This is a genomic window from Pseudomonas guariconensis (assembly GCF_015680235.1).
Classification (GTDB): domain Bacteria; phylum Pseudomonadota; class Gammaproteobacteria; order Pseudomonadales; family Pseudomonadaceae; genus Aquipseudomonas; species Aquipseudomonas guariconensis_A.
Genome location: NZ_JADLJL010000018.1, coordinates 1 through 24,014 on the forward strand (window position 1 = coordinate 1; position 24,014 = coordinate 24,014).

The following is a 24,014-nucleotide window of genomic DNA, read 5'->3' on the forward strand; positions in this document are numbered from 1 at the left end:
GGCTCCCACAGGCCATGTGGGAGCCGGCTTGCCGGCGATGGGGCCGGGATTCAGGCGCTACAGGCCTAGCCCAGAACGATCAAGGCACGACGCCTATCGTCCCAGCCCCCACCTTGGGCTGGCGATAAAGGTCCAGCAATACCTGGTCCAGAACCTGCGAAGCCCCCCAAGGCTTGGGGTCGTTCAAGATCGCTGCCACCGCCCAGGTATGCCCATTGCTGTCGCGGCTGAAGCCGGCGATCGCCCGGACGGTATTGAGCGTTCCGGTCTTGATATGGCCTTCGCCACTCAGGGCCGTGCGCTTGAGTCGCTTGCGCATGGTCCCGTCCATGCCCACCAGGGGCATGGAGCTTATGAATTCTGCCGCGTAAGGGCTCTTCCAGGCCGCCTGCAACAGCGCCGCCATTTCACGGGTGCTGACCCGCTCGGCACGGGACAGCCCGGAGCCATTCTCCATGACCAGGTGCGGCGCGGTGATGCCCTTCTTCGCCAACCACTGGCGCACCACACGCTGGGCGGCACGTGCGTCATCCCCGTCGGCATCGGTGCGGAACTGTGCACCCAGGCTCAGGAACAGCTGCTGGGCCATGGTGTTGTTGCTGTACTTGTTGATGTCGCGGATCACCTCCACCAGGTCCGGCGAGAACGCCCGGGCCAGCAGGCGTGCGCTCTTGGGCACGTTCTCGATGCGGTCGCGGCCTTGGATGCTGCCGCCCAGCTCGTTCCAGATCGCACGTACGGCGCCGGCGGCGTAGGTCGGATGGTCGAGCAGCGACAGGTAGGTCTGGGAGTTGCAGCCATCACCGAGCTGGCCGCTGACAACCACGCTTACCCCATCGGCCTGGGTCACTGGGTTGTAACGTACATCGCCCGTGCAGCGCTTGGATGCCACGGCCTTGACCTGGTTGTCGATACGGATGTTGGCCAGCGGCGGTTCGACGGCCACCGTCACCTTGCCGCCGTCGTTGCGGGCTACGAAACGCAGGGCCTTGAGGTTGACCAGCAACGAATCCGGGCGTACCAGGAACGGCTTGTTCATGTCGCCGCCGTCGTCATTGAACTGCGGCAGGTTAGGCTGGACGAAGTGACTGCGGTCCAGCACCAGGTCACCGGTAATGGTGCGCACGCCGTTGGCACGCAGGTCGCGCATCAGCAACCAGAGCTTTTCCATGTTCAGCTTCGGGTCGCCGCCACCTTTGAGGTACAGGTTGCCGTTGAGTACACCATTGCTCAGGGTACCGTCGGTATAGAACTCGGTTTTCCACTGGAAGGTCGGGCCGAGCAGTTCCAGCGCCGCGTAGGTAGTGACCAGTTTCATGGTCGAGGCCGGGTTGACCGAGACATCGGCATTGAACACGGTCGGCGTGCCTGGGCCGTCAAGGGGCAGCATCACCAGAGACAGGGCCGAATTTTCCAGCTTGTTGGCCTTCAGCGCCTGCTGCACCTTGGGCGAGAGGGTGGTATTGACCGTGGCAGCCTGGCTGGTCATGGCGAATGGCAGGAACAGGCCGGCAAGAATCAGGGGACGAAGCGTTTTGATCATGTGTGATTTCAACCCTGCGCACGAGGGAAAAGACAACGGGGCTGTATAGATGATGGCCCCAGGACAAAATACTGTGCGCATTATGCCCCAAGCGCACCGCCCATGGGCCATGTTCGACGGAAAAGCGCCGCTTTGGCGCGGAAACTGGTAAAGTGCCGCGCGTTAATACTCAAGAGGATTGTTTCATGGCCACCAACCGTTCCCGTCGCCTGCGCAAGAAGCTCTGCGTGGACGAATTCCAGGAGCTGGGTTTCGAACTGAACCTGGAATTCAAGGAAGACCTGTCCGACGAAGCCATCGATGCCTTCCTCGATGCCTTCCTCGCCGAAGCCATGGATGCCAATGGCCTGGATTATGTTGGCGGCGATGATTTCGGCCTGGTCTGCCTGGCCAAGCGTGGCTCGGTCAGCGAAGAGCAGCGCGCCATTGTCGAAGCCTGGCTCAAGGGCCGCAGCGAGCTGACCAAGATCGAACTCAGCCCGCTGCTGGACGCCTGGTATCCGGACAAGCCGATCAATACCTCGGCTTCCTGATCCATCTGCGCGGCCGCCGCTCGGCGCGCCGCTTCAGCGAGCCCTGGCCAGATCCTGCAGATGCCTGGCCAGGGCTTTCTCGACACGGCGCATATGCCGTGCCAAGGCCTGCCTTCGCAGCTTGCGTTGCGACAGGGCCAATGGCTGACCTTCCAGCGCCTCGCACGCCTTTATCAAGGCCCTGGCTTCGAGCATCCTCGCCACGCCGAGGATATGGTGTGCCTGGGTGGCGAGCATGTGTGGATCGAGGCCTGGGTCGATGGCCATCAACGTGGCCAGGTCCTGTTGCAAGCTTTGCTGCAGGGCTTTGAGTAGCCGTTCATGGTTGGCGGGATCATCTCCGGCGATGGTGGCCAAGCCTGCGGGTTCGAAGTGCTTGGGTCGCGGTTTTGCAGGTATACCCTGCCAAGCGGGGACGATGGCGGCGAGGCGTTGGTTCAACATGTGCAAGCTGATGGGTTTGAGCAGGCAATCGTCCATGCCGACGTCCAGGCACTTCTGACGCACTTCCGGTTGGGCATTGGCGGTATAGCCCAAAATCACGCAACGTGGCCAACCAAACCGGTGTTCCTGCGCTCGAATCGCTTCGGCCACCTGGTAGCCGCTCATGCGCGGCATGTTGCAGTCCAGGATCACCAGGTCGAAACCACCCGTTCGCCATTTCTCCAAGCCTTCATGGCCATCACGCGCACTGTTCAGGCATACCCCCAGGAAGCCCAGTTGTTGCTCCATCAGCAGCAGGTTGGCTGGATGATCGTCGATCACGAGCACGTTCAGGCGCGCCACGGGCGCTTCGACCTCAGGTATGAGGGGCGTCGCTTCCATCGGCGCGGCGACACATTGCAGCGGCATGACCAAGCGCACCTGGGTACCCACTCCCGGAAGGCTCTTGATCGTCAGGCTGCCTCCCATCATTTCGCAAAGACTGCGGCTGATCGCAAGGCCCAGGCCGGTGCCCGCGCGCGCGCCTTCGCTGTGAGGGTTGGCCTGAACGAAGGGGTTGAACAATTGCTGCAGGTCATCTTCATGGATACCGATACCGGTATCACGCACTTGCAGGTCCAGGGTCGGTGCGTCCGAGCCGCCATCGCTGAGGGCGAGGCTGACGCACACCTGGCCGTCCTGGGTGAACTTGATGGCATTGCTCACCAGGTTCGAAACGACCTGTTTGAAGCGCAGTGGGTCGAGCAGGGCATGGCAGCGTGCATCCGCTGCGATCACCACCTGCAGGGTGAGGCCCTTCTGGCGCGCCAGGCCGTCGAATACCCGGGCCACCGATTCGACCAGGGTACTGGGGTCGACCGGCTCGGGCGCAAGGTAGAGATGCCCGGATTCGATGCGAACGAAATCCAGGATATCCCCGATCAGCCCCAACAGGTCCTTGGCCGAATGATAGGCGACCTCCAATGCCGGTCGGTCCAACTGCCCTTTGTCGGCGCGCCGTACGGCCAACTCCAGCATGCCGATGACCGCATTCATGGGGGTGCGGATTTCATGGCTGATGGTCGCCAGGAAGGTGCTTTTGGCACGGTTCGCGTCATCGGCCTGCTGCTTGGCCAGGCGCAGTTCCTGAATCAGCTTGCGGCGCTCGCTGATGTCGATCCAACCGCCAATGATGCCCTGGACCTCGCCCAGCGAATCACGATAGGGCAGGATCCAGTGATAGAGCGTCAGATGCTGACCGCCGATGTGGAAAGCGCGATCGAGTATCAGGGGGGTGCCTGCGGCCATGACCTGCCGGTAGTCGGCTTCTATCTGCCGGGTGTATTCACGTTCATTGCCCAGGCTTTCGTCCAGGCGTTTGCCGATCAAGTCCTCGGCCTGCGCTTCGACAGCCTCCAGGTAGCTGGCGTTGCAACTCTGCAAGCGCCCTTCGCGGTCACGTACATACATGGGGTGGGGCGTGCCGTTGAGCAGGGCGCCCATGAATTCCAGCTGGTCGTTGAGCGCGCGTTCCACACGTTGGCGGTGTTTGATCTGCCGGCGCAGGTGCGCATTCCAGAGCAAGGCCAGCAACAGCAGCAAACCTATGGCCAGCAGGAACTGCAGGGCCTCGCGGCGAAACGCCTGCCAAGGTGCGTCGTCATGCAACCGATAGCCCCGCCAGCGGTTGTCGATCACACCCAGCTCTTCCGGGGAGATGCTCTGCAGGGCTTTGTCGAGTATCGACGCGAGCGCCTGGGGTTGGCGGTTGGTGGCCATCGCGAAGGTGGCCGGCTCGCTGCCGATCGTACTGCGGATCACCAGGTCCGGGTTGTCGGCCAACGCGTGGTTGGCGTCGATCAATGTGGTGATGGCCGCATCCACCTCGCCGCTGCCGAGCAGGGCCATGGAAAAGAACGGACTGTCGGTCTCGATCCGGCCGATCTGCGGATAGCGTGCCGAGAGCAGTTCGGCGATGTTGCTGTCGCGCATGATCGCGACCTGCCTGTTCTGCAGTTGTTCGAGCGATGATGCCTGGTCACTGCCTGCACGGGTGACCAGTACATAGGCGCTTTCCAGGTACGGTCGGCTGATGTGCAGTGCAGTGTCATGTTTTTCATCGCTGGAAATGGCTGCGATGACATCGGCTCGACCATCCTTGAGCCGGGCCAGCATGTCCCGAATGCCGCTGGCCCGTTCGATTTCGAAGCGCAGGCCCGTGCGCAGGCGGACGAGTTCGAGCAAGTCGGCGGCAATGCCGCGGAAATGACCGTTGCCATCGAAGTAGGAAATGGGGGCGGCCGTTTCGTTGATGGCCACGCGCATGACCGGATGCTCTCGCAACCACTGCTCCTCGTTAGGCGAAAGCTGCAGCTTGCGATCGCTCAGAAGCAGGTCGCTGCCGGCACCCCAGCGTTTGAAGATGCTGGCCTTCATGGCGTTGGGCTGGTTGTCGAGGGTCGTGTCGACCAGCGCCTTGAGCTGGGTGTCCTGGCGACGCAGGGCGAAGCTGAAGCCGATGGCCTCGTGCTTGCCGAAGCTGGCCATGCGCAGGGGGGGCATGTGGCCCCGGTTGAGTTGGTAGTGGGTGGAAATGGTATCGCCGATGAACACATCGGCCTGGCCAAAGGCGACGGCATTGAGCGCCAAGGTCGAGGACTGGAAGGCGAGCAGTTCGGCCTTTGGGTAGGTTCGCAATACGTTCTTTGGCGACAGATAGTGATAGAGCATGCTCAAACGCAGGCCTTCGAGCTGGTCATCCAGCACGCGGCCTTCCTGTTCGCGGGTCACCAGCACCGGTTGGTCGACGGCATAGGGCCGGGAAAGGGCGAGCCCGGCACTGGCCTCGTAGCCGTTGGCGCTGCCGAGCAGGTCGATCTGGCCTCGGGTGAGTGCGTCGATCGCTGCCTGGCGACTGTCGAAACCCAGCACCTGCACTGGCAGCCCCAAGGCACTGCCGATCAACCCTGCATACTCGGCGGTGAGTCCTTGGTAGTCTCGCCCTCCCGTGGTGATGTCAAAGGGCGGATAGTCCGGAAAGGACGTCCCGACCACCAATACCCGCTTTTTTTCCAGCCACTGACGTTGAGCGTCGTTCAGCGCCGGAGGGATCGGCTTGAGGTTCGAACGCGTGAGCAGGTTCAGCATCTTGGGGGGCGCCGGTTCGGCAACGGCCGCGCCGCACATCATGAGCAAAGCTAGATAAATGGCCAGGTACCGCCCCATGCCGCACCTCAAACCAAGGCGTTGCGCTTGGCGACATCGATCAGGTCGACCAATGTCTGGACCTGAAGTTTTTGCATGAGCCGTTTTTTGTAGGTGCTGACGGTCTTGTTGCTGAGAAACATCCCTTTGGCGATATCCTTATTGCTTCTTCCCTGTGCGAATAGTTGCAATACCATAAGCTCTCTGTCATTGACTTGTCGGAAAAGTCGTATTTCAGTGTTGGATTCGGCAAGGCTGCCATTAACCGCCTGGCTTGGGAAGTAATTGTAACCAGACAGGACCGCTTTGATTGCACTTAGCAGCTCGCTAAGATCTTCTTGTTTTCCGACATACCCCGCAGCGCCTGACTGCATGCAACGGATGGCGAAAAGCGCAGGTGACTGGGCGGTCAGAACTAGAACTTTCAAGGGTAACGCCATGCTTTGGAAGCGGGAAAGCACTTCCAGGCCGTCCAGCTTTGGAATGGCGATATCCAGGATTACCAAGTCGGGGCGTGTTTCGCGGATCATCTGCATGGCGTCCACGCCATTGTCCGACTCGCCGACAATCTTGTAATCCTGGTTCTCCAGCAGCATTCGAACTGCCAGGCGAATTACGGGGTGATCGTCGACAATATATACAGAGTGCATATTCAACTTCCATGCGTAGGTGTCGGAAACAGCGGATACCTTAGCTCAGTTGCTAGATGAGGAATACGCGATGAAAGGCTGTAATTACGATATGGGAAAAGGCTTACAGTAAAAAGCTATCCGCGCTACGCATTCAGCGTGTTTAGGTGGGTGTCAGACCAAGATTTGGTTACTTTTTATTTGGAAATATAAAGAGATGTTTAATTGAAAGGGTGGTTGTTAAGATATTTCCTTCAATGACGTCGATTGAGTGTGGGTTGGCTCCCGCCCTTATGCAGGGCTGGAGCGTCCGGTCATTTCACTGGCCATTTCGCTGGCATAACTATCAGTCATGCCGGCAATGAAGTCGATCATGCGCAGGAACGCATTGTGTAGCGAGCCATGAGGGTCAGGGGCATGGTTGCCGATCAGGTCCAGCACACGTCGGCTCTTGAACGACGGCGTGCGCCCACCATGCTGTTCCAGCGCAGCCCCACAGAACGCGTTGAGGAGGATCTCAAGGGTGGTGTAGGCGCCTATTTCATGCAGGGTCTTGCGCTTGTCCTGGAAGATTTTCTTGCGTGCCATGTCCTTGGCCTGCAGGACGCAGCGCTTGGCTGGGCCATGCATGTGCTCCACCAGGTCCCCGGCCAGGTGGCCGGCAAGCAGGGCTTGTTGCTGCTCGACGAAGGCCTGGGCGGCGGCATTGGTCAGGTGTTCGATGGCCTTGCCACGCAGGATCGCCAGTTTGCGTCGCTTCGAGTCCGCCGGCCCGAGCTGGCGGTAGGTTTCGGGAAGGTCGTCGCCCACCAGGTCAAGCAGCAAGGCCTCGACTTCGGCGTACTGCAACAACTCCATCTCCAGGCCATCTTCCAGGTCGATCAATGCGTAGCAGATATCGTCGGCCGCTTCCATCAGGTACACCAATGGATGCCGTGCCCAGCGCTGCTGCTCGAGCTGCGGCAGGCCAAGCTTGCGGGCAATCTGTTCGAGCAGTGGCAGTTCGCTCTGGTAGCAGCCGAACTTGTGCTTCTTGTAGCCCAGGGCGTCGGCGTGGCGGGCACTCCAAGGGTATTTCACATAGGTACCCAGGGTGGCGTAGGTCAATCGGGTCCCGCCGTCGAACTGGTGGTATTCCAGTTGGGTGAGGACGCGAAAGCCTTGGGCGTTGCCTTCGAAATTAAGGAAGTCGGCCCGCTGGTCGTCGCTCATGTCGTCCAGCCAGCCGCGCCCGGCTGCCTGTTGGAACCAATGGCGGATGGCGTCTTCGCCGGAATGCCCGAATGGCGGGTTGCCAATGTCATGGGCCAGGCAGGCGGACTGGATGATCATCCCCAGGTCGCTGGGCTCGCACCAGGCGGGCAGGCTATCGCGCAGGGTCTCGCCGACGCGCATGCCCAGCGAGCGGCCGACGCAACTGACTTCCAGGGAGTGAGTCAGGCGGGTATGGATATGGTCGTTGCTGGAGACCGGGTGTACTTGGGTCTTGCGTCCCAGGCGGCGGAAGGCACCGGAGAAGATGATGCGATCATGGTCCTTGTGGAAGGGGCTACGCCCCAGTTCCTCGGGGCTGTACAGGGCTTTGCCCAGGCGTTCGCGGGTCAGCAGGGTATGCCAGTCCAAGGCTCGATCTCCCATCAGATGGAGGCCATAGCTTCCCGTGTCGAGCGCGCCCGCGCAAGCGGCGGGCACGAGGGGTCAGGGGCGTCGGCTGCCGTGCAGGAACAGGCGGACCAATGGCACCAGGCTGGTACCCAGGCGCAGCAGGCGGCTGAGGTTGCCGCTGCGTACGCCTTTACCCGTGAGAAAGCCCAGGGCGACCACCGCGCCCAGGCCCCACAGAGGCGCGTGCTTGATGCCCAGGCCGCCGTGCAACGAATCGCCCATGCCGCGCAGGCGGCGGACGGGCTCGAGCAGTTGCGCCGATTCGTGGCGGATCTCCTGACGGTGCATTTCCAGGCGCAGGCGCAGCAGCGCCTTGCGTAGCTCCTTGGGGTTTCGGGTATTGGGCAGTTCGGGCAGGCTCATGGCAACAGGCGCTCCCGGTCCTTGGCAAGTTCTTCGAGGGTGGCGCTGAAGGGTGACGATTCGTCGAACACGGCAGCTTTCAGGCGCAATCCGCAGTACAGCGCAGCGATGCCATAAAACACGCACAAGCCAACGATGCCGGCCAGGCGATAGCTGTCCCACAACAGCACCAGCACCAGGCCGGACAGCGCCGTCAGCAGCAGCAGACCGAACACCAGGGCAAGGCCCGCGAACAACAGCAGGCTGAGGGTTCGGGCTTTCTGTTCCTGCAGTTCGATGCCGAACAGTTCGATATGGCTGTGCAGCAGGCCGAGCAGGGCCGCGCCGAGGCGCTTGCCGGAAGCGCTGGCGCCTGGGGCGTCGTTGTCCATGGGCACTCCTTAACGTCGATTGGCCAGCAAGCCGATCAGCAAGCCGACCCCGGCGGCAATGCCAATGGCTTGCCAAGGGTTTTCCTGGACGTATTGCTCGGCACTGCCTAGGGCTGCCTGGCCACGTTCGCGGACCGAATCCTGGGTCGAGTGCAGGGATTCTCGGGCCTGGGTCAGGCGCTCATGCAGCTGTTCGCGAAGTGCATCGGCCTGGTCGCCGGCCAGGTTGGCTGTGTCGGCGAGCAATTTCTCGGTGTCACGCACCAGGGCCTGGAAGTCATCCATCAATAGCTCTTGAGCAGTCTTTGCCGGTTTGTTGGCCATGCGATTTCTCCCTGTGAAAGTGTGTGGCTATTTCGAGTGATGGGCGAAGCGGAAGGTTCAGTGCAGTTGCTGGTATGGCCCTTGCTATTACCTGGGGCATGGTCATCAGGGCGTGCGTCGAATGCGTGCACCTGGCTGGCCGATACCGATAAACCTTAACCCAATCCACGACAAACCCAAGAAAAAACCACGCAGCTCCCGCCCGGCTCACCGAAACAGGGCAGGGGGCTGGCACCGAACCGGTGCACGGATGCGGGCTCTTGAACTGTCCTGGTGCTTTTTCAGGTCTGCCTACTCATGGAAAACACGCACAGCGCTATGGACTCCCTCGTTCATGGCTCCAATACCCTGTTCATCCTCATGGGTGCCATCCTGGTGCTGGCCATGCATGCAGGCTTCGCCTTCCTCGAGGTGGGCACGGTGCGTCACAAGAACCAGGTCAATGCCTTGTCGAAGATTCTCAGCGACTTCGCCATTTCGGCCCTGGTGTATTTCTTCGTCGGCTACTGGGTGGCCTATGGTGTGAGTTTCCTCCAGCCGGCTGCCGAGCTCGCCACCGACCATGGCTATGCATTGGTCAAGTGCTTCTTCCTGCTGACCTTCGCCGCGGCGATCCCGGCGATCATTTCTGGCGGCATCGCCGAACGCGCCCGTTTCGCGCCGCAGCTGTGCGCCACAGCCCTGATCGTGGCATTGGTCTACCCCTTCTTCGAAGGCGTGGTGTGGAATGGCAACTTCGGCCTGCAAGCGTGGCTGCAGGCGCGTTTTGGCGCCCCGTTCCATGACTTCGCAGGGTCGGTGGTGGTGCATGCCATGGGCGGCTGGCTGGCGTTGGCGGCGGTATTGCTGCTGGGCGCGCGCCGTGGACGCTACCGCGACGGGCGGCTGGTGGCGTTCGCGCCGTCGAGCATTCCGTTCCTGGCGCTGGGTTCGTGGATCCTGATCATCGGCTGGTTCGGCTTCAACGTCATGAGCGCCCAGACCTTGCAGGGCATCAGTGGCCTGGTGGCGATCAATTCGCTGATGGCCATGGTCGGCGGAACGCTGGCCGCCCTGGTGGCCGGGCGCAACGACCCAGGTTTCCTGCATAACGGCCCGCTGGCAGGGTTGGTAGCCATTTGTGCAGGCTCCGACCTGATGCATCCCATCGGTGCCTTGGTGACCGGCCTGATAGCCGGGGCCTTGTTCGTCTGGTGCTTCACCGCCGCGCAGAACCGCTGGAAGATCGATGATGTGCTGGGTGTCTGGCCGCTACATGGGCTTTGTGGTGTCTGGGGCGGCATTGCCTGCGGTGTCTTCGGGCAATCGGTACTGGGCGGAATGGGAGGTGTCAGCCTCGTCAGCCAAGTGCTTGGCAGCCTGGCAGGCGTACTCGTGGCGTTGGTGGGCGGCTTCGCCGTGTACGGATCGATCAAGGCAGTGCATGGGCTGCGCTTGAGCCATGAGCAGGAATTCCAGGGCGCTGACCTGTCGCTGCATCGTATCGGGGCCACTAGCCAGGATTGATGCTCGTCAGGTGCGCAGGGCAGGGGATGGACCTAGAATAGGTATCCCCCTCCATAGACCCGAGGCTTGGTCATGCTGCCTGAATGCCAATTGTTCGGCACCCTTGGGTGCCACTTGTGCGAAGTCGCCGAGGGCGTGCTGATGCCTTTTGTCGAACATGGCCTGCTGGTCGAACTGGTCGACATTGCCGACAGCGAGGCCTTGTTCGAGCGCTATGGGTTGAGCATCCCGGTGTTGCGACGTTGCGACACGGGGGCTGAACTGGGTTGGCCGTTCGATGCCGAGCAGGTCGTGGCGTTCTTGGGGTAAGAAATGCTCGGGTAGGAGTCATCTCCCTCCTGCATCCAACAGGGCATGGATCGAAAATTCGGGGCCGATCCGAACCCTGGAGTAACGTGATGTTCATTACCCCCCATTTCACTCTCGCAGAAATGACCGTTTCGCAAATCGCCGCGCGCGAAGGGCTGGACAACAAACCGGGCCCGCAGGCCTTGGCCAATCTTGACCTGTTGTGCCAGGCCTTGGAGGGCGTGCGTGCGCTGTGTCGAGCCCCTGTTCTCATCAGCAGTGGGTTTCGCAGCCAGGCCGTCAACCAGCGGGTGGGCGGCGCTCGCAACAGTGCCCATCTTTCCGGGCTGGCCGCCGATTTCACTGTGGTGGAAATAGAGCCTCGGGAGGTGGTTCAGCGCATCCTCGCCAGCGACCTGGTGTTCGACCAATTGATCCTGGAATATGACAGTTGGGTCCATCTTGCCGTGGCGGTACAGGCGCCGCGACGGGAGGTGCTGACCGCTCGACGAGGCACGGGTTACCTTCCGGGGCTGCATTGAGGCGATTGACGCAGGCGTGGCGGCATCCGTATGCTGTATATAAATACAGTATTGGGAATGCCACATGCTCAATGTCGAGCAATTGAAATACAGCGTCAATCGCATGCCGCCTTCGCGTGTGAGCGAAGCCGTGCTGGAACTGCGGCTCGAAGGCCTGGTGACCGACGACCGCACCCCGTTCGGCAAGGTCCACTTCAACACCTGTTTCGCCGAAATCGAGGCGCTGTTCCAGCGCGCCGGCTATCACCGCCCGCTGGATGTGGTGGGGTACCAAGGGCTGGTCTATGCCCTCTTCGATCCGGGCCGCTGGGAGGCCGTGCAGGTGTTGCGCTGGTTGAAGGAGCACAGCGAGTTGACCGGCCAGGCTGGTTGAGCCGGCGGGCATGACGGATAATGCCCGCCTTTGAATGCCCGAGCCTTGCCATGACCGCAACTTTCGACCCCGCCCGCCAGCAAGCCAGTACCGTATGCCTGCCCCCTGGCCGTTGGGCGACCGTGCTCGATTGTTTGAGCGATCATTTCAAGGGCATCGGTCGCGAGCAGTGGCTCGACCGTTTCGCCCGTGGGCGGGTACTGGACGCCGAAGGGCGGGCGATCCCTGCTGACCTGCCCTATCGCCAGGGCATGCGCCTGCATTATTTTCGCGAAGTGCCCAACGAAAGGCCGATACCCGTACAAGAGGCCATCCTGCACGTCGATGAGCATCTGGTGGTGGCCGACAAACCGCATTTTCTTCCCGTCACCCCCACGGGTGAATATGTCGAGCAGACCTTGCTGCGCCGCCTGATCCGTCGTCTGGACAACCCCCACCTCGTGCCGTTGCATCGAATCGACCGCCACACCGCGGGGCTGGTGCTGTTCTCGGCGAACCCGCAGAGCCGAGGTGCTTACCAGCGGCTTTTTCCCGAGCGACGTATCGACAAACACTACCAGGCCATCGCTGCGGCGCTGCCGGAGCGGGCGTTCCCGTTGGTGCATCGCAGCCGCCTGGTACATGGCGAGCCCTTCTTTCGCATGCACGAAGTGGAAGGGGAGGCAAACAGCGAAACGTGGGCCGAGGTGTTGGAGAAGAACGGCGAGCTGTGGCGCTACGGGCTGTCGCCGGTGACCGGCAAGACGCACCAGTTGCGGGTCCACATGGCGTCCCTGGGCGCCGGGATCTGCAACGATCCGTTCTATCCGCAGCTGACGAACGAAGAGGACGACTACCGGCGTCCCTTGAAGCTGTTGGCGCAGAGCTTGCGGTTCGAAGACCCGTTCACGGGGCAGGTGCGTTATTTCGAGAGCCGGCTGGCACTTGACTGGTGATCGACGGCTTGGGGTGGGTGGGCCGTATGGCTTGACTTTTCAGGTCCTGTGGGGCTTGCCCCGCGGTTAGGCCGGGGCCGATAACACCGTCGCCTGGCAAGGGCTTCGCCCTTGATCGCGGGGCGAGCCCGCTCCCACAGGGGGCGCTGGGTGACCTTCAGGTAAGACGGTGTCTCTGAGCAGCGCAGGGCAGGTGGGAGCCGGCTTGCCGGCGATGGGCTGCGAAGCAGCCCCGCTTCAGGACAGGCCTCAGCGGTTGAACCGCTCCACCAGCGAATACTGGCTGCCGGCCGTGCTGGTCAGTTCCTCGCTCAACAATGCCGAACGCTGCGCCTGTTCGGCCGTCTGGTCGGCCAGGTCGGCGATGGTGCTGATGTTGCGGCTGATCTCGTCGGCCACGGCAGTCTGCTCTTCGGTCGCGGCGGCGATCTGGGTGGCCATGTCGGTGATGTTGGCCACCGCTTCGCTGATCCCCGCCAATGCCTGGTCGGCTTCCATGACCCGTTCCACACCTTCCTGGGCCTGGCGATGGCCATTCTCCATGGTCTGCACTGCATTGCTGGCAGTCTGTTGCAGCTTGGCGATCAGGCCGTGGATCTGCCCGGTGGACTCGGCGGTACGCTGGGCAAGCTGACGAACCTCGTCGGCCACTACCGCGAAGCCACGGCCCATTTCGCCCGCCCGGGCGGCTTCGATGGCTGCGTTCAGGGCCAACAGGTTGGTCTGGTCGGCGATGCCTTTGATCACATCCACCACGCCACCGATCTCGTCGCTGTCCTTGGCCAGTTGGGTCACGGTCTGCCCGGTTTCGCCAACGGCAACCGACAGGCGCTCGATGGCTTCACGGGTTTCCCCGGCGATCTGACGGCCCTGGCTGGTCAGGCGGTTGGCTTGCTGGGTGGCGTCGGCGGTGCGTTGTACGTGGTTGGCCACCTCTTGGGTGGTGGCGGCCATCTGGTTGACCGCAGCGGCCACCTGCTCGGTTTCCACGCGTTGGCGCTCGAGCCCGGTGGAGCTCTGGTGCGCCAGGGCATCGGACTGGCGAGCCTGGTCGCTGAGCTGTTCGGCGCTGTCCTGCAGGCGCGTCAGGCAGGTCTTCATGCGCGCATCCTGGCTGAGCATGGCCATTTCCAGGCGTGCCTGGACGCCGCGGCTGTCGGTGTACATCTGCGCGATCAACGGGTCGGAGGTGGTCTGCTCGGCCAAGCGCAGCAGGCGCTTGAGGCCGCGCTGCTGCCAGCCTAGGCCAAGCAGGCCCAGCGGCACGGACAGGCCTGCGGCCAGGGCGAAGCCCCAGGAATGGCCAAGCCAGTTGCCGATGGAAAAGCCGATCTGGCTGATCAGGATGAACGGCAACCAATCCTGCAGCACCGGCAGCCATTTGTCGCGGCGCGGGATCGCTGGCTTGCCTTGGTTGATGCGCTGGTACAGCGCCTCGGCCCGGCGGATTTGCTCGGCCGTGGGCTTGACCCGCACCGACTCGTAGCCGACCACCTGGTTCTTTTCGAACACCGGCGTGACATAGGCATTGACCCAATAATGGTCGCCGGACTTGCAGCGGTTCTTGACGATGCCCATCCAGGGCAGGCCCTGCTTGAGGGTCTGCCACATGTGAGCGAACACAGCCGATGGCACATCGGGATGGCGCACCAGGTTATGGGGCGCGCCCGTGAGCTCCTCTCGGGAAAAGCCACTGATGTCGATGAAGGCATCGTTGCAGTAGGTGATCACGCCCTTGGCGTTGGTGGTGGAAATCAACCGCTGCTCGGCAGGAAATGTCCGTTCTCTCTGGGTAATGGGCTGGTTGTTACGCATGGGGCTCAATCCGCAAGGCTTTGGATTGGTATCGGCATGCCCGGACTTTTATTGAGTGTTTATTTAATGGATTGCGTAGGGCGATAGCATTGGATAGGTGAAGCCCGCGAAATGCGCCAGGTTCAGGCCGAAGTGACACAGCACCGCGGCGACCAGCCCGCCATGGCGATAGGCAAGGCCATAGCCGATGCCGGCTAGGCTGGCCAGGCAGAACCACTGCCAGCCGCCGCCCAGGTGCGCCAGGCCGAACAACAGCGCGCTGGCAAGCAGGGCCAGGTTGGCATGGCCGAACAGTCGTTGCAGGCCGCCCTGGAGGTATCCCCGAAACAGTAGTTCTTCCGTCAGGCTTACCAGTAGCAGGTTGTTCAGCAGCCAGATCCAGGCCTGGTCCGGCCATTTCGGTGCCCAGGCCACCAGCCCTGCAGCCCAGGCACCGCCCAGGCAGACGAGCACGATGGCGGGAAAAGTCATTGCCAAGCTCGGGGCCCAGGTTCGACCGCGCCAGGCCAGGACCCAGGGGCAGGCCAGCAGCAGCCAGAAGCCGATCAGGGGTTTGTCCAGGTTCAGGTACATGGAAAAGGGCAGGGCGCCGGTGCTGAAGACCGCTTTGTCGATTACCTTGGCGCCGTGGAAACCGGGTAGCCCGTGCAGGGCGAGGGCGATGGCCAGGACGATGAAGGAGGCATGGCCAAGAACCTGCTGCCAACGTACCGGGCGACGGGCCAGCAGGTAGGCACCGAGCAGGGCGATGAAGGTGGGCAGGCTGGCCAGGCCAAGGCTGCCGTAGGCCAAGGCCAGGAGGTAGCCGAGGCCGAGCAGGAGCAGGGCGCTGTAATGGGGGGGAGACATGGGCGATCCTTGTCGTGGGTGAGACTGGTAGGTACGACTCACCGGATGGCGTCCAGGACACGTCATCGGGGCATAAGGTCGCTCCCAGAGTGTGGTTGGCGAAGTACCGGTGGGAGCCAACTGTCTTGAGTTGCTTGCCCCGGTCCTATCGCTGGCAAGCCAGCTCCCACAGGTACGGCGGTGTCACTGAAAACAGCGCAGGCCTGGTGGGAGCGGGCTTGTCCCGCGATTGGGCCGGGCCCGATATCACCGTCGCCTGGCAAGGGCTTCGCCCTTGATCGCGGGACAAGTCGGACCGCCGCACCGCCGCTCCCACAGAGGGAGGCTGCGCTAGCCGCTCGTTCGTTGTGCGACAGCGCAGCCCTGGAGGGATGGGTGATCTCCCACAGGGTGTGGTTGGCGCTGCACCAGTGCGAGCCGACTTGCCCACAACCATAGAATCTCCCACAAGGACCTAAAGAAAGGGCCGCGAAGCGGCCCTGGTCGTGGGCTTAGGCTGCGATCAATTGCCGCAACACGTAGTGGAGAATGCCGCCGGCCTTGAAGTACTCCACTTCATTGAGCGTATCGATCCGGCACAGCACTTCGAGCTGTTGCTGCTGGCCATCCTCTCGGGTGATGCGCAGCGGCAGGGTCATGCCAGGGCGGATCTGCGTGCCGGTCAGGCCCAATACGTCGATGCGCTCGGTGCCGGTCAGGCCCAGGACCTTGCGGTCTTCGCCAGCCCTGAACTGCAATGGCAGCACGCCCATGCCCACCAGGTTGGAGCGGTGGATGCGCTCGAAACTTTCGGCCAGCACCGCCTTGACCCCCAGCAGGTTGGTGCCCTTGGCGGCCCAGTCGCGGCTGGAGCCGGTGCCATACTCCTGGCCGGCGATCACCACCAGTGGCGTGCCTTCATCCTGATAACGCATGGCCGCGTCATAGATCGACAGCTTCTCGCCGCTGGGCACGTGCACGGTGTTGCCGCCTTCCTCGCCACGCAGCATCTCGTTGCGGATGCGAATGTTGGCGAAGGTGCCGCGCATCATGACCTCATGGTTGCCGCGCCGCGAACCATAGGAGTTGAAGTCCCGGGGCTCTACGCCCTTGCTGCGCAGGTAGCGCCCGGCCGGGCTCTCGGCCTTGATGTTGCCGGCCGGGGAAATGTGGTCGGTGGTCACCGAATCACCGAGCAGGGCGAGGATGCGTGCACCCTGGATATCGCGGAGCTGCGGCAGCGGGCCACCGATGTCGTCGAAGAACGGTGGGTGTTGGATATAGGTGGAGTCGGCCTGCCAGACATAGGTGGCGGCCTGAGGCACTTCGATGGCCTGCCACTGCGCGTCGCCGGCGAAGACTTCGGCGTATTCCTTGTGGAACATGGCCGTGTCGACCTTGGCTACGGCATTGGCGATCTCATGTTGGCTGGGCCAGATGTCGCGCAGGTAGACCGGCTGGCCGTCCTTGCCGATGCCCAGCGGGTCGCGGGTCAGGTCGGTGCGTACGCTGCCGGCCAGGGCATAGGCGACCACCAGGGGAGGCGAGGCCAGCCAGTTGGTCTTCACCAGCGGGTGGACGCGGCCTTCGAAGTTGCGGTTGCCCGAGAGCACCGAGGCCACGGTCAGGTCCGCCGAGCCAATGGCATGCTCGATGGCCTCGTCCAGTGGGCCGGAGTTGCCGATGCAGGTGGTGCAGCCATAACCGACCAGGTCGAAGCCGAGCTGGTCGAGATAGGGCGTAAGGCCGGCGGCCTTGAAGTAGTCGGTGACCACCTTGGAGCCGGGCGCCAGGGAGCTTTTCACCCAGGGTTTGCGGGCAAGGCCCTTCTCGACGGCCTTCTTGGCCACCAAGCCTGCGGCCATCATTACGCTCGGGTTGGAGGTGTTGGTGCAAGAAGTGATCGCCGCGATCACCACGGCGCCGTCGCGCAGGGTGTGCGTCTGGCCATCATGGGTGTAGTCGATCTCGCCGGCCTGGTCGGCATTGCCGACCGCCACGCCGCCACCGCCTTCGCTTTCCAGGCGACCGACTTCCTTGGCCAGGGGCTTGGGCTGCAGCTCGATGAAGTGGTCGAAGGCCTGGCTGACCTGAGTCAGCGCGACCCGGTCCTGGGGCCGCTTGGGCCCGGCCAGGCTCGCTTCGACGTCGTGCATGTCCAGCGACAACGTGTCGCTGAATGCCGGCTCATGGCCCGGCAGGCGCCACAGCCCCTGTTCCTTGCAATAGGCCTCCACCAGTTGCACAGTGGCCTCCGGCCGCCCGGACAGGCGCAGGTAGTCGAGGGTCACTTGGTCCACCGGGAAGAAGCCGCAGGTGGCGCCGTATTCGGGCGCCATGTTGGCGATGGTGGCGCGGTCGGCCAGTGGCAGGTCGGCCAGGCCGTCGCCGTAGAACTCCACGAACTTGCCTACCACGCCCTTCTTGCGCAGCATCTGGGTCACGGTCAGCACCAGGTCGGTGGCGGTGATGCCTTCGCGCAACTTGCCGGTCAGCTTGAAGCCGATGACTTCGGGAATCAGCATCGACACGGGCTGGCCGAGCATCGCCGCTTCCGCCTCGATACCGCCCACGCCCCAGCCGAGCACGCCCAGGCCGTTGATCATGGTGGTGTGCGAGTCGGTCCCGACCAGGGTGTCAGGGAAGGCATAGGTGCGGCCGTCCACTTCGCGAGTCCAGACCGTGCGGCCCAGGTATTCCAGGTTGACCTGGTGACAGATGCCGGTGCCTGGTGGCACCACGCGGAAGTTGTCGAACGCGTTTTGGCCCCAGCGCAGGAAGGCGTAGCGCTCGCCATTGCGCTGCATCTCGATGTCGACGTTCTGGGCGAAGGCGGCGGGGCTGGCGTAGCGGTCGACCATCACCGAGTGGTCGATCACCAGGTCCACCGGCGAGAGCGGGTTGATCCGCTGTGGGTCGCCGCCGGCCTTGGCCATGGCCGCGCGCATGGCGGCCAGGTCGACCACGGCCGGTACCCCGGTGAAGTCCTGCATCAACACCCGCGCCGGGCGGTATTGGATCTCGCGGTCTGAGTGGCGTTCACCGAGCCAGTCGGCCAGGGCCTGCAGGTCGTCGCTGCTGACGGTCTTGCCGTCTTCCCAGCGCAGCAGGTTCTCCAGCAGCACCTTGAGCGACATGGGCAGGCGGTGCAGGTCGCCCAACTGCCGGGCGGCCTCGGCGAGGCTGAAATAGTGGTAGGTCTTATCTGCGACCTTGAGTGTCTTGAGGCTGTTCAGGCTATCGAGCGAGGGCATTGCCAACTCCTTCTGCGCCGGTGCACGGCAACTCCAGGCCGGTGTCACCGCTCTGTGACGGTCCGCACGGCACGGACCTGGCTGAATGCTCAGGGTAGACCGGTTTGCCGACCCTGACTCAATTCTGGACCGGTGGGACGTGTCGCAGGTTCCGATCTTCCTTTATCATCGCCGCCCTGCCGGCGCCCGCCTTGCGCCGGATCAAGGCTGGCGATCGATGCCAGCGAAGTGGAGCGAGAGATGAATACCCTGTTCATGCATTGCCGGCCCGGTTTCGAGGGTGAGGTCTGCGCCGAAATCAGCGAATACGCCGCCCGCCTGGGGGTTGCCGGCTACGCCAAGGGCAAGCCGCAGAGCGCCTGCGCCGAATTCGTCTGTGCCGAGCCAGACGGCGGCGAGCGGCTGATGCGTGAGCTGCGCTTCGATCGGCTGATCTTCCCGCGCCAATGGGCCCGGGGCCTGTACGTCGACTTGCCGGAGAGCGACCGCATCAGCGTTCTGCTCGAGCAACTGGCGGGTTACCCAGTGTGCGGCAGCCTGTGGCTCGAGGTGCTCGACAGCAACGAAGGCAAGGAGCTATCGACGTTCTGCCGCAAGTTCGAGGTGCCGCTGCGCAAAGCGCTGGAAAAGGCCGGGCGCCTGGTGGAGAAGACGGGCGGGCCGCGCCTACTGCTGACGTTCATCAGTGGTCGGCGGGTCTTCGTCGGCCTGGCCGAGGCTGACAATTCGGCGCTTTGGCCCATGGGCATCCCGCGCTTGAAGTTTCCACGCGAGGCGCCGAGCCGCTCGACCCTCAAGCTGGAAGAGGCTTGGCACCAGTTCATCCCGCGCGACCAGTGGGACCAACGCCTGAACGATGACATGACCGGCGTCGACCTGGGGGCTTCGCCTGGTGGCTGGACCTACCAGTTGGTCAAGCGCGGGATGCTGGTGACCGCCATCGACAACGGCCCCATGGCCGAAAGCCTGATGGACACCGGCCTGGTCCAGCACTTGATGGCCGATGGCTTCACCTGGCAACCGCGGCAGACGGTGGACTGGATGGTCTGCGATATCGTCGAGAAGCCTGCGCGCACTGCGGCGCTGATCGAGACCTGGCTGGGCGAGGGTCTGTGCCGTGAGGCCGTGGTCAACCTCAAGTTGCCGATGAAGCAGCGCTATGCCGAGGTGCGTCGGCTGCTCGACCGGATCGAGGCGAGCTTCAAGGCCCGCAAGATCAAGGTGACGATCGCCTGCAAGCAGCTGTACCACGATCGTGAGGAAGTCACCTGCCACTTGCGACGCCTGGACCTCAAGCCGCGTTGAACGCTGTCATCGCGGCCGCCTGGCAAGCGCTTGGCACTCGATAGCGGGCCAGGCCCGCTCCAGGGCAGGAGCCAGCCTGTGGGGTAGCCGATCCCCCCTTGGAGCCTGGCGCCCGATGCGCGACAATGGCCCATCATTTGGAGTCCCCCATGACCGATTTCACCCCTGACGCCGTCCTTGATGCCACCGGCCTGAATTGCCCGGAGCCGGTGATGATGCTGCACCAGCATGTACGTGACCTGGCCGCCGGAGGCCTGCTCAAGGTCATCGCCACCGACCCCTCGACCCGTCGCGACATCCCCAAGTTCTGCAACTTCCTCGGCCATGAACTGCTGGAGCAGCAGGAGCAGGGCGGCACCTACCTGTACTGGATCCGCAAGAAGGCCGACTGAGCCCGCTGGATCGCGCCCCGCAGAGGGCCTACACTGCGCTCCCCTGACAGGAGAGCGCCATGCTGATAGTTGCCGACGAGAATATCCCGCTGCTCGATGCCTTCTTCGCCGGGTTCGGCGAGATCCGCCGCTATCCCGGGCGCAGCATCGACGCGGCCTGCGTCAAGGACGCCGACGTGCTGTTGGTGCGTTCGGTGACCCGAGTCGACCGGCATCTGCTTGAAGGCAGCCAGGTACGTTTCGTCGGTACCTGCACCATCGGCACCGACCACCTCGACCTCGATTACTTCGCCCAGGCTGGCATCCACTGGAGCAGCGCGCCAGGCTGCAACGCCCGTGGCGTGGTGGACTATGTACTGGGCAGCCTGCTGACCCTGGCCGAACTCGATGGCGCCACGCTGGGCGAGCGGGTGTATGGTGTGGTTGGCGCCGGGCAGGTGGGCGAGCGCCTGGTGCGTGTGCTGCATGGCCTGGGCTGGAAGGTGCTGGTATGCGACCCGCCCCGCCAGGCGCAGGAGGGCGGGGATTTCGTCAGCCTCGATACCCTGCTCGAAACCTGTGACGTGATCAGCCTGCACACCCCGTTGCAGCGCGGCGGCGAACACCCGACCTGGCACCTGTTGGGTGCGCAGCAGTTGGCGCGCCTACGGGCAGGCGCCTGGCTGATCAATGCCAGCCGTGGCCCGGTGGTGGACAACCATGCGCTGCGCGAGCTGTTGCTCGATCGCGAAGACGTGCATGCGGTGCTGGACGTATGGGAGGGCGAGCCACAGGTGGACCTGGACCTTGCCGACCTGTGCACCTTGGCCACGCCGCATATCGCAGGCTACAGCCTCGATGGCAAGCAGCGCGGCACGGCACAGATCTACCAGGCGTTCTGCCGCTGGCGGGGCGAGCCCGAGCAGGTGCAGCTGGCCGATTTGCTACCGGCACCAATGCTGGCGCAGGTCGAGCTGGACGCCAGCGCCGAGCCCGCCTGGGCCTTGGCGACCCTGTGCCGCGCGGTGTACGACCCGCGTCGTGACGATGCCGATTTCCGTCGTAGTCTCAGCGAAGACCCAGCCGAACAGCGCGCCGCGTTCGACCTGCTGCGCAAGCACTACCCGCAGCGACGCGAGATCGAGGGGCTGGCAGTGCGCCTGAGAGGCGAGGCGCCGCAGTTGGCGCAGATGGTCAATGCGCTGGGCGCCGTGCTCGCCTGACATTCCTTGGCTGATGATATCGCCGGCAAGCCGGCTCCCACCGGATCGATGCGACGCTCGGCCTTGTGGGGCCGGCTTGCCGGCGAAAAGGTCAATAAAAACCCGGCGCAAGGGCCGGGTCGAAGTCATTCCTGGCTTACGCCTTGGGCACCTGTTTCACCCGGCTTTCCTCCAGCTCCTTGCAGGCCTGCTGGATCATCTGCTCGGTGATCGGTACCTCGCGCCCCTGGGCGTCGATGATCGAACCGCACACCTTCGGTTGCGGCTGGTGGGTGGTCTTCGGTGCTTCGCTGCTGTGTTGCAAGCTCATGTCCTGTCTCCTCATCAGGTTCAAGCTCAGGATAACCCCGGTGCCGTGACTGGCCTGTGACAGCTCCCTGGCGTCGCGACAGGGATAGTCCACCAGAAAGTGGGATAAAGCTCCAGAGGGCTATTAGATCGAAAGCGCATAGGGGTCGGCCTATGCTTTCCATCGCTGCGCTTCGTTCTGTACACGATGCCCAGCGAGCGCTGGCAGTTCCGTTCGAGCGGATGAGTGGTAGTGTGCAGTCTTCTGGCACGCGGATGGTCCTTTCATGCTCGAACCGGTTTCTTCCCGCCAACGCCGCGCCTTGCGCCTGGCCTGGCAGTTCATTCACCCGTACCGCAAGCAGGTGGTGTTGGCCTTAATGGCGCTGGTGGTCACCGCCGGCATCACCTTGTCGATGGGGCAGGGTATCCGCCTGCTGGTCGATCAAGGTTTCATGACCCGCTCTCCCCACCAGCTGAACCAGACCATTGGCCTGTTCCTGCTGCTGGTGTTGGCGCTGGCGATCGGCACGTTCAGCCGGTTCTACCTGGTCTCGTGGATCGGCGAGCGTTGTGTGGCGGATATCCGCAGGGCCGTGTTCGACCACCTGATCGGCTTGCATCCGGGCTTCTTCGAAGACAACCGCAGCTCGGAAATCCAGTCGCGGCTGACCGCCGATACCACCTTGCTGCAATCGGTGATCGGCTCGTCGCTGTCGATGTTCCTGCGTAATGCCCTGATGGTGATCGGTGGCGTTGCGTTGCTGTTCGTCACCAATCCCAAGTTGACCAGCATCGTGGTATTGGCGCTGCCGCTGGTGTTGACGCCGATCTTGTTGTTCGGTCGGCGGGTGCGCAGCCTGTCGCGCCAGAGCCAGGACCGGGTGGCCGACGTGGGCAGCTATGTGGCCGAGACCCTGGGGCAGATCAAGACCGTGCAAGCCTACAACCACCAGGCGTTGGATCGTGAGCGTTTCGCCGATACGGTAGAGGCGGCCTTCGCCGTGGCCCGGCGGCGGATTGCCCAACGCGCCTGGCTGATCACGCTGGTAATCGTACTGGTGCTTGGCGCGGTCGGGGTGATGCTGTGGGTCGGCGGCATGGACGTCATCGCTGGGCGTATCTCCGGGGGAGAGCTGGCCGCTTTCGTGTTCTATAGCCTGATTGTCGGCAGTGCCTTTGGTACGCTCAGCGAGGTGATCGGTGAGCTGCAGCGCGCCGCCGGAGCAGCCGAGCGCATTGCCGAACTGCTGGCGGCCCGCAGCGCGATCCTGCCACCGGCGCATGCGACCGCCTTGGCAGCGGGGCGGTCCAGCGGCCGCATAGAGTTGCGCGATCTGCATTTCGCCTATCCGTCTCGCCCGGGCGTGGCAGCCATCGATGGCCTGGACCTGGTCGTCGAGCCGGGGCAGACCGTGGCGCTGGTTGGGCCTTCAGGGGCAGGTAAATCCACGTTGTTCGACCTGTTGCTGCGCTTCTACGACCCGCAGGGTGGGCAGATTCTGCTCGATGGGCAGGCGATCACCGAACTGGATCCAGACGACCTGCGTCGCCAGTTTGCCCTGGTGGCCCAGAACCCGGCGCTGTTTCGCGGTACCGTCGAAGCCAATATCCGCTACGGACGGCCCGAAGCCAGCCTGGCCGAGGTCGAAGCGGCAGCACGCAGCGCCCATGCCCATGAATTCATCGAGCAGTTGCCCCAGGGTTATCAGACTCTCCTGGGGGAGGGTGGCCTAGGGCTCTCCGGCGGCCAGCGCCAGCGCTTGGCGATCGCCCGTGCGCTGCTGCTGGATGCGCCGATTCTGTTGCTCGATGAAGCCACCAGTGCCCTCGACGCCCAGAGTGAACACCTGATCCAGCAGGCATTGCCGCCCCTGATGGCCGGGCGCACCACCCTGGTCATCGCCCACCGCCTGGCCACGGTTCAGCACGCCGAGCGCATCGCGGTGATCGACCATGGGCGTGTGGTGGCGGTGGGCAGCCACCGCCAACTGATCGAGCAAAGCCCGTTGTATGCGCGCTTGGCTGCCCTGCAGTTCGGCCCGGGCTAGACGCTTTGCGCGGTTGTAACATTTTTGTAGCAATGGCTGGAAACTATCTCGCCGTCCCTCAGAGTGCAAATCCTCACCCTACTCGGCGGTAGCCTGGCGGTGATGTTGCTGATCGCTCTGGTGTGCTTCCAGTTCCAAGTCACGTCCCGGCTCAGTGCCTGAGAAGGCCGTTTCGCCTAC

Annotated in this window: 21 protein-coding genes; 10 read left to right on the plus strand and 11 right to left on the minus strand. The window is 63.2% G+C overall.

Going from position 1 to position 24,014, the window contains the following annotated elements:
- Positions 1–79 precede the first annotated feature (79 nt).
- Complete coding sequence (dacB, locus tag IRZ56_RS13955; protein ID WP_196145456.1) at positions 80–1,543, minus strand: D-alanyl-D-alanine carboxypeptidase/D-alanyl-D-alanine-endopeptidase; 1,464 nt, start codon at positions 1,541–1,543, stop codon at positions 80–82.
- Between the two features lie 185 nt (positions 1,544–1,728).
- Here dacB and IRZ56_RS13960 point away from each other — a divergent pair, with 185 nt between their 5' ends.
- On the plus strand, positions 1,729–2,076 hold the full coding sequence (locus tag IRZ56_RS13960) for a YggL family protein (RefSeq protein ID WP_196145457.1): 348 nt from the start codon (positions 1,729–1,731) through the stop codon (positions 2,074–2,076).
- A 33-nt stretch (positions 2,077–2,109) separates the two neighbouring features.
- On the opposite strand, the gene IRZ56_RS13965 is transcribed toward IRZ56_RS13960, so the two are convergent.
- The 6 genes from IRZ56_RS13965 to IRZ56_RS13990 all read right to left on the minus strand — a co-directional run bounded on the left by IRZ56_RS13965 (position 2,110) and on the right by IRZ56_RS13990 (position 9,055).
- Complete coding sequence (locus tag IRZ56_RS13965) at positions 2,110–5,724, minus strand: transporter substrate-binding domain-containing protein (RefSeq protein WP_196145458.1); 3,615 nt, start codon at positions 5,722–5,724, stop codon at positions 2,110–2,112.
- An 8-nt stretch (positions 5,725–5,732) separates the two neighbouring features.
- Positions 5,733–6,353: a response regulator transcription factor gene (locus IRZ56_RS13970; protein WP_196145459.1), complete on the minus strand. Its 621-nt coding sequence runs from the start codon at positions 6,351–6,353 to the stop codon at positions 5,733–5,735.
- Between the two features lie 270 nt (positions 6,354–6,623).
- Positions 6,624–7,955: a deoxyguanosinetriphosphate triphosphohydrolase gene (locus tag IRZ56_RS13975; protein WP_196145460.1), complete on the minus strand. Its 1,332-nt coding sequence runs from the start codon at positions 7,953–7,955 to the stop codon at positions 6,624–6,626.
- Positions 7,956–8,030: 75 nt separating this feature from the next.
- The gene (locus tag IRZ56_RS13980) at positions 8,031–8,360 is read right to left on the minus strand and encodes a hypothetical protein (RefSeq protein ID WP_196145461.1); all 330 of its coding nucleotides are present in this window, start codon (positions 8,358–8,360) and stop codon (positions 8,031–8,033) included.
- Positions 8,357–8,731: a phage holin family protein gene (locus IRZ56_RS13985; protein ID WP_196145462.1), complete on the minus strand. Its 375-nt coding sequence runs from the start codon at positions 8,729–8,731 to the stop codon at positions 8,357–8,359. The genes IRZ56_RS13980 and IRZ56_RS13985 overlap by 4 nt, the downstream gene beginning before the upstream one ends.
- A gap of 9 nt (positions 8,732–8,740) precedes the next feature.
- Positions 8,741–9,055 carry a DUF883 family protein gene (locus tag IRZ56_RS13990; protein ID WP_196145463.1) on the minus strand — a complete coding sequence of 105 codons (315 nt, stop codon included), beginning with the start codon at positions 9,053–9,055 and terminating at the stop codon, positions 8,741–8,743.
- Positions 9,056–9,352: 297 nt separating this feature from the next.
- On the opposite strand from IRZ56_RS13990, the gene IRZ56_RS13995 reads away from it, so the two are divergent.
- The 5 genes from IRZ56_RS13995 to IRZ56_RS14015 all read left to right on the plus strand — a co-directional run bounded on the left by IRZ56_RS13995 (position 9,353) and on the right by IRZ56_RS14015 (position 12,699).
- Positions 9,353–10,561: an ammonium transporter gene (locus IRZ56_RS13995; RefSeq protein ID WP_196145464.1), complete on the plus strand. Its 1,209-nt coding sequence runs from the start codon at positions 9,353–9,355 to the stop codon at positions 10,559–10,561.
- Positions 10,562–10,633: 72 nt separating this feature from the next.
- Positions 10,634–10,870: a glutaredoxin family protein gene (locus IRZ56_RS14000; protein ID WP_196145465.1), complete on the plus strand. Its 237-nt coding sequence runs from the start codon at positions 10,634–10,636 to the stop codon at positions 10,868–10,870.
- An 89-nt stretch (positions 10,871–10,959) separates the two neighbouring features.
- Complete coding sequence (locus IRZ56_RS14005; RefSeq protein ID WP_196145466.1) at positions 10,960–11,391, plus strand: D-Ala-D-Ala carboxypeptidase family metallohydrolase; 432 nt, start codon at positions 10,960–10,962, stop codon at positions 11,389–11,391.
- A 64-nt stretch (positions 11,392–11,455) separates the two neighbouring features.
- On the plus strand, positions 11,456–11,764 hold the full coding sequence (locus tag IRZ56_RS14010; RefSeq protein WP_196145467.1) for a transcriptional regulator: 309 nt from the start codon (positions 11,456–11,458) through the stop codon (positions 11,762–11,764).
- A 50-nt stretch (positions 11,765–11,814) separates the two neighbouring features.
- The gene (locus tag IRZ56_RS14015; protein WP_196145468.1) at positions 11,815–12,699 is read left to right on the plus strand and encodes a pseudouridine synthase; all 885 of its coding nucleotides are present in this window, start codon (positions 11,815–11,817) and stop codon (positions 12,697–12,699) included.
- 249 nt (positions 12,700–12,948) lie between these two features.
- Here IRZ56_RS14015 and IRZ56_RS14020 read toward each other — a convergent pair whose 3' ends face one another.
- From IRZ56_RS14020 to acnA, 3 genes are all read right to left on the minus strand, one after another.
- On the minus strand, positions 12,949–14,514 hold the full coding sequence (locus IRZ56_RS14020) for a methyl-accepting chemotaxis protein (RefSeq protein WP_196145469.1): 1,566 nt from the start codon (positions 14,512–14,514) through the stop codon (positions 12,949–12,951).
- A 63-nt stretch (positions 14,515–14,577) separates the two neighbouring features.
- Complete coding sequence (locus tag IRZ56_RS14025; RefSeq protein WP_196145470.1) at positions 14,578–15,363, minus strand: CPBP family intramembrane glutamic endopeptidase; 786 nt, start codon at positions 15,361–15,363, stop codon at positions 14,578–14,580.
- A 491-nt stretch (positions 15,364–15,854) separates the two neighbouring features.
- On the minus strand, positions 15,855–18,596 hold the full coding sequence (gene acnA, locus IRZ56_RS14030; RefSeq protein ID WP_196145471.1) for an aconitate hydratase AcnA: 2,742 nt from the start codon (positions 18,594–18,596) through the stop codon (positions 15,855–15,857).
- A 240-nt stretch (positions 18,597–18,836) separates the two neighbouring features.
- On the opposite strand from acnA, the gene rlmM reads away from it, so the two are divergent.
- From rlmM to pdxB, 3 genes are all read left to right on the plus strand, one after another.
- Positions 18,837–19,901: a 23S rRNA (cytidine(2498)-2'-O)-methyltransferase RlmM gene (gene rlmM, locus IRZ56_RS14035; RefSeq protein ID WP_196145472.1), complete on the plus strand. Its 1,065-nt coding sequence runs from the start codon at positions 18,837–18,839 to the stop codon at positions 19,899–19,901.
- Positions 19,902–20,050: 149 nt separating this feature from the next.
- On the plus strand, positions 20,051–20,293 hold the full coding sequence (gene tusA / locus IRZ56_RS14040; protein WP_196145473.1) for a sulfurtransferase TusA: 243 nt from the start codon (positions 20,051–20,053) through the stop codon (positions 20,291–20,293).
- 59 nt (positions 20,294–20,352) lie between these two features.
- Entirely contained in the window at positions 20,353–21,495 is a 1,143-nt protein-coding gene (gene pdxB / locus IRZ56_RS14045) for a 4-phosphoerythronate dehydrogenase PdxB (protein WP_196145474.1), read from the plus strand.
- Positions 21,496–21,631: 136 nt separating this feature from the next.
- Here pdxB and IRZ56_RS14050 read toward each other — a convergent pair whose 3' ends face one another.
- Entirely contained in the window at positions 21,632–21,805 is a 174-nt protein-coding gene (locus tag IRZ56_RS14050) for a PA1571 family protein (protein WP_196145475.1), read from the minus strand.
- Between the two features lie 265 nt (positions 21,806–22,070).
- Here IRZ56_RS14050 and IRZ56_RS14055 point away from each other — a divergent pair, with 265 nt between their 5' ends.
- Entirely contained in the window at positions 22,071–23,834 is a 1,764-nt protein-coding gene (locus tag IRZ56_RS14055) for an ABC transporter transmembrane domain-containing protein (RefSeq protein ID WP_196145476.1), read from the plus strand.
- Positions 23,835–24,014 lie beyond the last annotated feature (180 nt).